Source organism: Paenibacillus sp. FSL L8-0333, assembly GCF_037965665.1.
Classification (GTDB): domain Bacteria; phylum Bacillota; class Bacilli; order Paenibacillales; family Paenibacillaceae; genus Paenibacillus_AQ; species Paenibacillus_AQ odorifer.
This window is the reverse complement of record NZ_CP150186.1, coordinates 4,756,547-4,769,172: the sequence shown is the minus strand read 5'-3', so window position 1 is coordinate 4,769,172 and position 12,626 is coordinate 4,756,547. Positions and strand designations below refer to the sequence as shown.

Genomic DNA, 12,626 nt, shown 5'->3' with positions numbered 1-12,626 from the left:
GATCTCCCCTATAATAAAAATGCTCTGCAACTACTGCTGGGCTTTTTTTAATTGACAACAACATTACTTCTTGGGATAAATTATTATAGTTATTTACTTAGAAATGGAATAATTTCCACCCTTTCTGACGAAACTGGAACACAGTACCTGTGATATGAAGGTTAACGTTCAGGAGGGGAACCATTGTGAGAAAAATGCGTTTTGCTGTGCTTGTGCTCTGTATCGTTGTGTCGGTTCTAGGACCGATGTCAGGTGCTTATGCTGAGGAAAAAAGCAAGGATTCTGGCAGTAATGCTGCTGCTGTAGATCTTGCGCCTGGTGCGCGTTCTGCGATTTTGATGGATGCAGGCACCGGCACTATTATTTATGAAAAGAACAGCCATGATAAGCTGCCTCCCGCAAGTATTACGAAGATTATGACGATGCTGCTTACGGTGGAAGCACTGGATGAAGGAAGACTGCAACTGACGGATAAGGTGCGCACGAGTGAATATGCCGCATCGATGGGCGGATCGCAAATTTTCCTGGAGCCTGGTGAAGAAATGTCGGTGGATGAGATGCTCAAAGGCATCGCTATGGCCTCCGGTAATGATGCATCTGTGGCGATGGCAGAGAAAATAGCGGGTTCGGAGAGCGCTTTTGTCGATCTGATGAATAAAAGAGCGGAAGAGCTGGGTCTGAAAGATACCCACTTTGCCAATTGCAACGGTCTTCCAGCTGCTAATCACTATTCCTCAGCCTACGATATTGCGGTAATTAGCCGGGAGCTTTTAAAGCATGATAGAATTATCAAATATACCGGTTCCTATCAGGATTATCTGCGTAAGGATTCCACCAAACCATTCTGGTTGGTAAACACGAACAAGCTTGTACGTTTCTATACAGGCGCTGATGGACTGAAAACAGGATATACCGCTGAAGCAAAATTCTGCTTATCCGCTACGGCTGCAAGAGACGGTCTGCGTGCTGTTGCTGTTGTGCTGGGTGAGCCGAACACGAAGACACGTAACAGTGAAGTGTCGGGCATGTTTGACTATCTCTTTTCGCAATATAAGATCCACACTATTCACAAAGAAGGGGACGCTATTGGTACCCTTAAGATTGAGAAGGGTGTGAAGTCCGAGCTGCCGATTACGGCGAAAGAGACGTATAGTGTTCTTTTGAAAAAAGGTGTGACGCAAGAAGGCATTCGTCACGAACTAGTACTTCCAGAAAGCGTGAAGGCACCAGTGGCTGAAGGCCAGTCCATAGGCAAGCTGGTTGTCTACCAAGGAACCCAAGTGATTAAAGAGTATGAACTTAAAGCAGGGGAAGCTGTGGCAAAAGCAGGCTGGTGGAAGCTCTTTAAACGTACAACAGGCTCGATGTTCGGCATGGATTAAAAAGAGCTTTTTTGTAGATTGCGCCCATGTGCTTTGTAGATTCATAGGGGTTTTCTTCTAGTTTTGTCGTGAGGCAGGATTCCTGATTTGCCACGTAGAAACCTTGTCCTTGAAGAGAATGGGTACTGTCTCTTAAGGCCAAGTTTTCAAAGCAACGAAGAGGAGAGTGGCAAGCATGAATTCTAATGTGGAAATGGAGCATCACAGGGGTGTGCTGATTGTCCGTTTATCTGGGGAACTCGATCATCATGCCGCCGATTTTGTAAGAATGGATATGGATGAAGCGATTATGCGGGGTCAGGTATCGCATTTGATCCTTAGTCTTAAGCATCTGCAGTTTATGGACAGTTCGGGTCTCGGCGTAATTCTGGGAAGGTATAAACTGATCCATAGTAAAGGCGGCAAAATGGTGGTGTGTGATGCAACGGCACCTGTGAAGCGACTTCTGGAAATGTCAGGCCTGTTCAAGATCATGCCCCTATATGACGACGAGAGCACTGCACTCTCGGATTTGGAGGTTGCGTTATGACAAATGGTAAGGCTGGTAACTTCATGAACGTGCAGTTCGCTGCACTCTCGGAGAACGAATCATTCGCGCGTGTAGTTGTAGCGGCGTTCGTTTCTAGGCTTGATCCTACAATGGACGAGCTGAATGATCTGAAGACAGTCGTGTCGGAGGCGGTCACCAATTGTATTATTCATGGGTATGATAGTGATCCGGAAGGTATTGTGACTATTTCAGCTTCGCTGGACAACGAAACGGTACATTTAACCATTGAGGATCAGGGACGGGGCATTGAGGATTTGGAGCTGGCACAACAGCCGCTATATACCTCAAAGCCAGAGCTGGAGCGGTCGGGCATGGGCTTTACCATTATGGAGAATTTCATGGATGAATTTGAAGTCACTAGTGAACCGGGACACGGCACTTCGATCTCAATGAAGAAAACCATCGTTTCGAAAAAAGCTTTATACAATTAGGGGTTGGAGCCATGGATGCAGAGTCAAAAAAAGCTCCGCCGACCTATTTGGACGATGCGGAGGTCAAACGTCTTATCGCGCTCAGTCAGGCCGGAGATAATCTTGCCCGTGACACACTAGTTAGCTGCAATATCCGGTTGGTCTGGTCGGTAGTGCAGCGGTTTATGAACCGCGGGTATGAACCTGACGATTTGTTCCAGATCGGTTGCATCGGGCTCTTGAAGTCCGTTGATAAGTTCGACCTCAGCTATGAGGTCAAATTCTCCACTTATGCCGTGCCGATGATCATTGGCGAGATTCAGCGTTTCCTTCGCGACGATGGAACCTTGAAAGTTAGCCGTTCTCTTAAGGAGATGGCTAATAAGGTCCGCAAGATGAAGGATGAAATGTCTAAGACGCTGGACCGTCTGCCTACCATCGGTGAAGTTGCTGAGGCACTGGGAGTTACCCCTGAAGAAGTGGTATTTGCTCAGGAAGCTAACAAGCCACCGACCTCGATTCATGAGACTGTGTTCGAGAATGATGGCGACCCGATCACACTGATTGATCAAATCGCTGACGAATCACAGGAACGCTGGTTTGATAAGCTGGCACTGAATGAGGCTATCGGAGGTCTCAGCGAGCGTGAACGGCTGATTGTTTATCTTCGATATTACCGTGACCAAACGCAGTCAGAGGTTGCTAGTCGCCTTGGGATTTCTCAAGTGCAGGTATCCCGGCTGGAGAAGAAAATATTGCAGAATATCCGCGAGCAGATTGCTCAGTAGATAATGGCTAAAATGTAAAGACGCTTGCGAAATAGCGAATAGGAAGAAAAAGCCGCCCCGAAAAGGGGGGGCTTTTTATGTGGAGGGAATCTCAATATGCATTCACTTGGCGACAAGGATATGACCTCATGGTCTATTGACATGGAAGCAAATTTGCTGACAATGTCGAATGTTTTGGAGAATTGGGTGGACTGTTCAGATCATGCTTTACCGCATAACCCCAATTTTTTACGTGAATATGTGTACGGTGAGGATCTTGAACGGTTTGATGCGTATATAGATAAATTATACTCTGGTCACCTATGTAATCTTGAGTATCGTATGCAGTTACCTGCAAAAGCGCTGAAGTGGGTTCAAAGTATAGGCACGCCCGTTTTTAATCAAGAGCATAAGGTTTGTAGAATAGATGGCGTAATCATAGATATCACGGAACAAAAAAATGCTCAAGCCCAGTTAGAGAGTAGCTTTTCTCTGTATCAGCAGATGTTTGCTACGATCGATGTGGCGATTTGGTCTTACGATTACGTATCACGGAAAATGTTATTCATATCGGATGCCATTTTCAATATCACGGGATATTCACCAGAACAGGCGAAGGAAGATGACTTTTGGCTAAGAATTGCTCCTAAAGAAGAGCGGCCTTTAATTCAAGAGATTATAACTACAGTGGGGCAAGGAATAAGCAATCTTAGTGAATATCGGATCATCCATGCCAGCGGTGAACTCCGATGGGTCCAAGTCAGGATCATTCCCAGTATGGATGAGACAGGGGCAGTGGTACGGCTCAATGGGATCTTAATCGACCATACGGAAAAAAAGCAGATGCAAGAGGTTCTATTAAAAAGCGAGCAGCGCTACAAATCCCTGTTTGACCATAACCCAGATATCGTGTGTGAATTGGATCTGCAGGGCAGCATTGTAGCTATCAATCCAGCGGCAGATCAAATTACTGGAGAAGCTTTTAATAGATTCGGAGAAAACTTATCCATTGTGAATTTATTTGGTGCAGAGAATTCGCATATGATGTCTGATTATTTTGAGAAAACGGTTGGCGGAGTTCTGCAGCATTACACGGTTACTTCTGTCCGCGAGAATGGATTAGTTAACCATTGGTCGATGAAAAACATCCCTGTACATGAAAACAATCAAATTGTGGGTACCTTTGTTATCGCAAGAGATATCACTGCATCTGTGGAGGTGGAAAAGCGGCTGGCTCAGCGGGAGGCGGAGTACAGGCTTATTACAGAGAATATGGAGGATATGATTGGGGTTCTGGATCAGCAAGGGAACTTCATTATTGCTTCGTCCTCTTGTGAGAAAATTATTGGTCTTCCTGTTGGTTCAATAAAGAACACAACCATTTTGGAGTATATTCATCCTGATGAACAAGAAGTGTTGCGGGAACAGATCTTGGATATTTTTCGGACAAAAGTATGTAAGATGTTTTACAATCGGTTTATTCACATCAAAGGTCACATTATAGATCTGGAATGCTTGGGTACACCTGTTCTTGGTGAGGATGGAGAAGTAGTTAGTATTGTGATTGTAGCGAGAGACATTACAAAAAGGGTCCAGATGGAGAGTGAACTTAGAGAAAGCGAGGAACTCAATCGGCTGCTTATTGATATGTCACCTGAAGCGGTAGTACTCCATAGTGAATATAAATTTCTTTATGTGAATTTTTCCTGTTTAGGATTGTTTGGAGTTTGCAGTGAGGATCAATTGATTGGCACCTCTATTTTTAATTGGGCCCACCCAGAATATATAACGCTGGCTAGAGATCGGATGCGTGAAATCTATTATGGACCCAATCGGATATTAGCTCCTATTGAACAAAAGGTCGTGCGGTCAGATGGATCTATTATCGATGTAGAAGTAACAGCTAGCTCAATTCTATATAAGGGTAAGGTTGCATGTATCTCTATCTTTAGGGATATCAGTGATCGGAAAAAAATTGAGGTGGAAAGACAGCTTACAGAGCAGATCATTCGGAACAGCGAGGAAAGGTATTTCAACTTACAGATGAGTCTTGATCAATTCTCGCAAGATTTGTTTGGTGCGATGAAGATCAGTCACATGGAACAACGATTACTAAAAGAAGTTAGAGAAGTCTTGCGGGTTACCAATATTTGTATGGTTGAAGTTGAAGATAACCATGATAAAATATGCGAGATTATTGAGACCGAGCGGGGCTATTCACTTAAGATCGGAGAGTTCCGAAGAAAAAGCTATATTCTATCCATTAATGAGAAGTCTATTTTATTAGAAATAAGTTCTGTTCGAGTGTGGCTGAAGACGATTACCCGTTATGTTAGTGTGTTATTTGATAATTTTTTGCTCATAGAAGATCTAACTAAGGACCTTGAGTTAGCGGCTTCCGAGCAAGCTCCGACATGGTTACTACGCTTTATGTTTAATTTATCCGAGAATGAACGCAAACGGCTTGCTCAAGATTTACATGATTCAGCACTTCAAGAACAGATCATCTGGTATCGTAAGCTTGATAATTTTTTAAGTGATAAATCCGTTACGGGGGAACTAAAGGAGCAGTTAGAACAGATCACAGAAGGTTTACTCGATGTTATCTATGAACTGCGGATTATCTGCAATGAGCTTAGGCCACCAGCATTAATCAATGAGGGGCTTGCTTCCTCACTTGAGACATTGTTTGAATTTGCTCAGTTGCGGAACGACTATCAGATATATTTTGAGTCAAACGCTTTCAGGCATAAGTTAAAAGACGAGATTCTAATAGGTCTGTACCGTATTGTGCAGGAACTTTTGGCTAATGCAGCTAAACATTCCTGTGCCACAGAAGTACGTATCTCCTTAGCTAGTGAAGGGCAACAGGTGCTTTTGGATTATGAAGATAACGGAATTGGAATGAGCCTTTTAGGAGAGGATTCTATTAAGAGTATGGGGATTTATGGGATGAAAGAAAGGGTTCGCAGTATGGATGGGACCATACGATTTCTTTCGCCAGAGAATAAGGGATTAGCTGTCTTTATATCCATACCTGCAGATTAATCATGGGGCATAATAAGGGGATAGGGGTGTATTAGGCATGATTCAAATTTTGTTAGTGGACGACCATCCCTCTGTCATGGAAGGGACTAAGATGATACTGGAACAAGAGGGAGATATGGAGGTTACCCTAGCCAATTCAGCCCATGAGGCGCTTAACATGGTGGGTAGCCATACGTTTGACGTAATGTTATTTGATCTTCATATCGCTGATGGAAATGGGATTGATTTGGCGAAGGAAGTCTTAAATATAAGCGCAGATGCGATTATATTAATCTACACCGGATACGAAATTACTAACAAATTTAACTTGATGATCGAATCGGGTTTGTTTGGATTTATTTCAAAAACGACCAATAGAGAGCAGTTGGTTGCAGCAGTGCGTTGTGCTTTAAGGGGAGATGTCATTTTGCCTCATGCCCTAGTTAAACAGTTAAGAAAAGTATCACCTAAAGGAATGGAGATTAATGTTGACCAAGCAAATCCGAAGATCAGTAAAAAAGAGCATGAAATGCTGACAGAGATTGCAAAAGGAAAAAGCAACAAAGAAATAGCAGAGATTGTACTTATGAGTCAACGATCGCTGGAATACAGTTTAACGAGTCTGTTCCAGAAGCTAAATGTGAAATCGAGAATTGAAGCGGCAATAAAAGCTAAACGACTGGGCATATTGAAGGAGTCCGATTTCAACAATTCACTATGAAAATTCGTAACAAACAAATAGATCAAAATCCCGTTCACGGTTCTGTGAGGCGGGATTTTTTGGTCTGCGCTTTTTTTGCGGGATGACGCAATATTTTTGCGTGGTCGCGCTATTTTTTTTCGGTTACCTTAATCTGCTTACCGTATATGATGAAATAGTTCCTAAGAATTACTAAAAAATGACTAACGCCAATGAGGGGCTGAGGAAAATGAAGTGGTTTTATAATTTAAGAACAGCAGTGAAGTTAATCTCCGCATTTCTGTTAGTATCCGCAATATTGTGCTTTGTAGGATTCTATGGAATTACGAATTTGAGTAAGATGGACCGCTCTATCGTGGACATGTATGAAAACCGCTTAACACCTATAGCTTATCTGGGAGAAGCGAATGAACTATTTTTAACAAATAGAATCAATATCCGTGATATAAACACGATGGCTAAAACAGTGGCAGAAAAGAAAGAATACGAAGATAAAATACATAAAAACGTTCAAAGTATTGAAGAGATCATGGGAAAATATAGCAAGACTGCGTTGAGAGCTGAAGAATTAGCCATAATGAAGGATTATCCTGAGATCTGGAAACGGTATATCACAAGCCTGGATGAGGCTATTGAATTGAATAATACAAATATTAGTAATGAGAAATATACAAATTTTTTGCTTGTAAGTGATTTGCAAACAGCTACAACAGAGCTGACTGACTTTCTGCAAAATTTAATAGACATCAATATGAAGCAGGCTCAAGGTTCGATTGTTAATGCCAATGACCTTTATCAGTCCTCTCGTTTGATTACGTTTAGCGTTACTATTGTTGCGCTGCTCATCAGTATTGGTCTGGGTCTTCTAATATCGCAGATCATAGCACGGCCTCTAAATCAAGTAATGCGCCTGCTAGGTAAAGTGGCTAATGGTGATTTAAGCGAAACGTCGAATCTGGAATCTAAGGACGAGATTGGAATGCTAGCTTATTCTGTTAATGAAATGGTTCTGAACCTAAGACGAACTGTGAGCGGCATTTCTTCTTCTGCGGAAAGTGTCTCAGCTGCTGCACAGCAAATCTCAGCAAGTACAGAGGAAGTAGCTAGTGGAAGTATGAGTCAAGCTAGTGCAGCGCAAACGATGAATGAGTTGTTCCGAGAATTATCTGCGGCGATTAATTCAGTAGCCCAGAGTGCTGAACAGGCCTCTGAGCTTTCAGATCAAACGATGCGTATCGCTCAAGATGGAGGGATCGTGGTTAAGAACTCCGTACAAGGAATGGCAGTACTGGATACTCAAATGTCTAGACTTGCGGAAGATTCTGATAAGATTGGTGAGATTATTGCGGTGATTGAAGATATTGCCCAACAGACAAATCTGCTAGCCCTGAACGCAGCGATAGAAGCGGCCCGCGCAGGTGAACAAGGTCGAGGTTTTGCCGTTGTTGCGAATGAAGTAAGAAAGTTAGCTGAGCGGAGCAGTGGGGCTACGAAACAAATCACGGGCATTATCAAAGAAATGCAGAAGAATACGCAGCATAGTGTAAATGCCGTAGTAGAAGGAGTAGCTTTTTCACAAAAAAATGGAGAAGCCTTTGAACATATCCTTACGATGGTGAACGATACCGCTCATAAAGTAACAGAAATTGCGGCTGCCAGTGAAGAACAGGCTGCACAATCGTCTGAGGTGATGTTCTCAATTGAGAGCATATCCGCCGCAACTGAAGAAATGGCGGCAAGCAGCAGTGAAACGGCAACGACGGCCAATGCTTTGGCTCAGCTAGCAGAAGAGTTAAATAGTCTGGTATCAATTTTTAAAGTTAAATAAACAGTGTCAGGGGTATTATCATTGATAGGAGAGGAGTAGTAGTGCAAAAAATAAAGGTGCTCGTTGTAGCTGCTTCAGTAACCATGCGTAAACAGATCTCGAACCTAATTTCGGAGGACTCAACCCTCGAGGTCATTGGAGTAGCTCGAAATGCATCCGAAGCGATCAGCATGGTTCAAAAACTCAGGCCCGATGTCGTGGCTATAGATATAGAAATGCCGGAATTGAACGGTTTGGTAGCACTCACAAGCATAATGTCACAGCGGCCAACACCTATACTTATCCTGAGCTCAGCTACAAAGGAAGGTATAACTGCAACCATTACTGCTCTACAAAATGGTGCAGTGGATTTCATCTCCAAGCCAGCTCAATCTTATGGACCTGGTCTATACAGCATAAAAGATGAGTTATTATTCAAAATTAAGAAAGCCGCTGAAATTCCTTTAAGAACTCTTATTCTTAACAATATAAACATCTCCAAAGTGAAAGCTCGACAAGAGAAACAAAAAAACGATAAGAGTGGATGTACAGAAGTCATTGAGCAGATCGTGGGAATTGGATGTGGAGTAGGAGGGCCGAAGGCATTAGAAATCTTAATTACCTCACTTCCAGCGAGCTTCCCGTATCCCCTGCTAATTGTGCAACATATGCCGCCTAAGTACACAAAAGCATTGGCGGAACGACTGAATCGGTTCTCAAGTGTACGGGTGGTGGAAGCCAAGGACAAGCAATCGGTGCTCGGGGGAACCGTCTATATCGCTCCAGGTAATTTTCATATGACCATCATTCAGGAGGGGCAAGATCTCAGAATAAAACTTATGAAAAAGCCTGCAGTGAATGGGCACTGTCCTTCGGTCGATGTCTTGTTTGGGTCTATATCTGCATTAACTGGTCTACAGCAGCATTTAATCCTAATGACCGGAATGGGAAATGATGGCGCTAAAGGGATGCTAGCTGCCAAACATGCTGGTGCCCAATCAACGCTTGTAGAATCGCAAGAAACTTCTATTGAAAGTGAAATGCCTGAAGCAGCGGCGAAGCTGGGTTGTGTGGATTACGAGCTGCCCTCGCATTTGTTAGCCTCGAAGATTATGGAGGTTACGGGGGAGCTGAGATACCGAAGGGACACATTTCCATCAGTTTGAACGGTCTTATTTTACTTCTGAAAAAGCGTTGGCAGGATAAAATCCGCCAATGCTTTTTTGTATTTCAGGTTGACACTTTCAAGTGATAACAATTATCATTTACGGAGCTAGAGTAGAGATTATGTAACTCATCGTATACAAGGAGCGAAGAAGGAGAGGTTTGCGATGACTTTAAATATATTGAATATGGAAATTCATGATCTTTTTGATCAATTTACAGAACGGATAGAGGGGCATGTTGAGCATAACCAATGGGAACAACGGCTTACTATCCCTTCACATATTGGCAAGGGAAGTGTCACCCGTACACGGATTCGTCCAGGTATGGAGATTATGTATACGGACATAACTTACGAACAGGATATGAAGCTCCACATTCAAGAAGCTTGTCCGTTGTTTGAACTAAGCTATAATCTAAGCGGAGAAATCTATTGCGAATGGAACGGCAAGGAAAGTTACACGGATAAACAAATGGGCAATGTCCTTTTTCTAGAGGATGTTCAGGTGTATGAAGAGAAAAAAGCAGGTGTCCCCAATCAATTGCTGGAAATACGGTTTGCTCCTAGTGAACTGCTGAATTACGCCGGAGATTTATCGGAGAAGCAGCAGATGGAAACCTGGCTTAGACATCATCGTGGCAATATTGATCGTTATCCAGATACTGCGGCAATCCGAAAATGTGTCTCCGAAATGATCCACTGTACCTATCATGGAACATTGAGACGTTTATATATGGAGAGCAAAGCCCTTGAATTTATTGCTTTGTTTGGTGAGTCTGATGGTTACGGTTCTATTAGCGATAGTATGACGCTGCGGCACGATGATATTACCAATCTGAAGCGGGTACATGAATTGGTGCAAATCCATTTCGAACAACCGTTATCTATACGTGAGTTGGCTAAGCGGGTAGGTATCAACGAATTCAAGCTAAAAAAAGGCTTCCGCGAATTATTTGGCATGACGATCTTCGAGCTAGTACGTATAAAAAGGATGGAGAAAGCGCTCTGGTATATGGAGGTTGAAGGTTTGAATATAGGGAAAACAGCTGTTTCGGTCGGATATAGCAATGTCAGCAATTTCACGACGACCTTTCGTAAGCATTATGGCTGCAATCCAAGCGAATACTTAAAACGTATCGAACAACAGAGTTTGGAACGAAACAGGCTGTAGGAAGATTTGTAAATGCAGAAAGCTTAAAGCTTCAAGTGTTAGAACATAGGGTTCGGAATCGAACGTTATATTCTGTCTGCTTGAGGTTTTTTTGTGTTTGCTCCCTTATCAAGGAGTGCACCTCCCTTAACAGGTAGAGAAAAAGACCACTCTAAATGATAATAATTACATAGATTGCAGATAAAAAGGTGGTTATACAATGGAACAACAACAAGTAGATTCGCGCCGGTGGTATGCGCTGGGGGTTATTTTACTGCCAACATTACTTATTTCATTAAATACTTATATGATTCAAGTTGCGCTTCCATCTATGCAATATAGCTTGAACGCAAGCTTTTCGGAAGCACAGCTTATCGTTACCGGATTTTCGCTAGGATTAGCTGTGGCGTTGATTATTAGTGGAAAGCTTGGAGATATATACGGCAGGAAACGGATGTTGCTGATCGGGGTGAGCGGGTTTACGGTCATGGCAGTATTGGGCGGAGTGACCTCAGATCCGGCTCTTCTGATTGTTATTCGGATTGTGCAGGGATTGGCTGCGGCGCTTATTCAACCTCAGGTTCTATCTACGCTGCAGGTCAGCTTTCTGCCAAAGGAAAAAGGGCTTGTTTTCGGCATTTACGGCGCCATGATTGGTTTTGGATTTGCATTCGGATTCATCCTCGGAGGCACTATTGTGAATTGGAATCCGTTCGATCTCGGTTGGCGGACGGTGTTTTTTTTCAATGTGCCATTTGGACTTCTCGTCCTGCTGTTAATGCCGATTGTACCTGAAACACGGGCTGAGCAGGCGCACAGTATTGATTGGACTGGAAGCTTCCTTCTGCTGATCGGTTTGTTCCTGCTGATCTATCCGTTGTCAGAGGGACAAAAACAAGGGTGGCCGTTGTGGATTTTTGGCTGTCTAATTTTAGCTCTTTTCGTGTTGTTTACTTTTATCTGGGTTGAAAATCGAAAGGGAAAGCAGGGGGCGTTACCGTTAGTCGATCTGTCTATTTTCAGAGATCGAACATTTAGCGCTGGTCTGGCAACCGTTCTTGTCCTTTATCTAAGTATGTTCTCTTTCTTTTTTATTTTGAGCTATTATATGCAATTTGGTTTGCACTATAGTGTTCAAGATACGAGTATGGTTTTCTTGCCTATAGGGATAGGCTTTTTTCTGACTTCCTTAATCTCGTCTCGAATGGTCAAAAGATGGGGGATGAGTGTTCTTAAGATAGGAGCGCTGATGATGGGTAGCTGTAGCCTGCTGCTTATGTTAGAGCTAAATGTGGACGTTACGCATCTGCTGGACCCTCGTAATATCCTAATATTATTGATATATGGTTTCGGTCTCGGAATGGCTACTACGCCCCTAGTTAACGTCACGCTTAGTTCAGTACCCACAAAGATCACGGGCACGGGTTCAGGCTTGATCACTACCTTTATGTATTTTGCGAATTCGTTAGGAGTGGCGTTAATCGGTATTTTATTCTCCGCTTCGCTAAAGCATTCTCTTTTGGAAGCAGATCTGGCGGATTATGTAAGGGCGTTTTCCTTCTCATTAGCAGCAATCGGAGGACTTGCTTTTACTGGTTTTCTTTGCCTTTGTTTTTTGCGGGAGCGGAAATTATAGAGGAGGTATCCTGCTTTTTTTGCGCTGTGAGC

At 43.1% G+C, this 12,626-nt stretch carries 10 protein-coding genes; all 10 read left to right on the top strand.

The window, feature by feature from the left end:
* Positions 1-245 precede the first annotated feature (245 nt).
* The 10 genes from NYE72_RS21370 to NYE72_RS21325 all read left to right on the top strand — a co-directional run bounded on the left by NYE72_RS21370 (position 246) and on the right by NYE72_RS21325 (position 12,594).
* Positions 246-1,382, top strand: coding sequence for a D-alanyl-D-alanine carboxypeptidase family protein (locus tag NYE72_RS21370; protein WP_235219379.1), 1,137 nt, complete (start codon positions 246-248; stop codon positions 1,380-1,382).
* A gap of 175 nt (positions 1,383-1,557) precedes the next feature.
* On the top strand, positions 1,558-1,911 hold the full coding sequence (gene spoIIAA, locus NYE72_RS21365; protein ID WP_036676057.1) for an anti-sigma F factor antagonist: 354 nt from the start codon (positions 1,558-1,560) through the stop codon (positions 1,909-1,911).
* Positions 1,908-2,363: an anti-sigma F factor gene (gene spoIIAB, locus NYE72_RS21360; RefSeq protein WP_036676058.1), complete on the top strand. Its 456-nt coding sequence runs from the start codon at positions 1,908-1,910 to the stop codon at positions 2,361-2,363. The genes spoIIAA and spoIIAB overlap by 4 nt, the downstream gene beginning before the upstream one ends.
* An 11-nt stretch (positions 2,364-2,374) precedes the next feature.
* Positions 2,375-3,130: an RNA polymerase sporulation sigma factor SigF gene (gene sigF / locus NYE72_RS21355; RefSeq protein ID WP_036676059.1), complete on the top strand. Its 756-nt coding sequence runs from the start codon at positions 2,375-2,377 to the stop codon at positions 3,128-3,130.
* Positions 3,131-3,226: 96 nt separating this feature from the next.
* Complete coding sequence (locus NYE72_RS21350) at positions 3,227-6,157, top strand: PAS domain S-box protein (protein ID WP_051490899.1); 2,931 nt, start codon at positions 3,227-3,229, stop codon at positions 6,155-6,157.
* A 37-nt stretch (positions 6,158-6,194) separates the two neighbouring features.
* Positions 6,195-6,857 (top strand): response regulator transcription factor, encoded by a 663-nt coding sequence (locus tag NYE72_RS21345; protein WP_076104408.1) that lies wholly within the window; start codon positions 6,195-6,197, stop codon positions 6,855-6,857.
* A 208-nt stretch (positions 6,858-7,065) separates the two neighbouring features.
* Complete coding sequence (locus NYE72_RS21340) at positions 7,066-8,664, top strand: methyl-accepting chemotaxis protein (RefSeq protein ID WP_038572471.1); 1,599 nt, start codon at positions 7,066-7,068, stop codon at positions 8,662-8,664.
* A gap of 41 nt (positions 8,665-8,705) precedes the next feature.
* Positions 8,706-9,809 (top strand): chemotaxis-specific protein-glutamate methyltransferase CheB, encoded by a 1,104-nt coding sequence (cheB, locus tag NYE72_RS21335; protein ID WP_038572469.1) that lies wholly within the window; start codon positions 8,706-8,708, stop codon positions 9,807-9,809.
* Between the two features lie 165 nt (positions 9,810-9,974).
* Entirely contained in the window at positions 9,975-10,979 is a 1,005-nt protein-coding gene (locus NYE72_RS21330) for a helix-turn-helix domain-containing protein (RefSeq protein ID WP_076141331.1), read from the top strand.
* 199 nt (positions 10,980-11,178) lie between these two features.
* Positions 11,179-12,594 carry an MFS transporter gene (locus NYE72_RS21325; RefSeq protein ID WP_076141330.1) on the top strand — a complete coding sequence of 472 codons (1,416 nt, stop codon included), beginning with the start codon at positions 11,179-11,181 and terminating at the stop codon, positions 12,592-12,594.
* Positions 12,595-12,626: the final 32 nt, after the last annotated feature.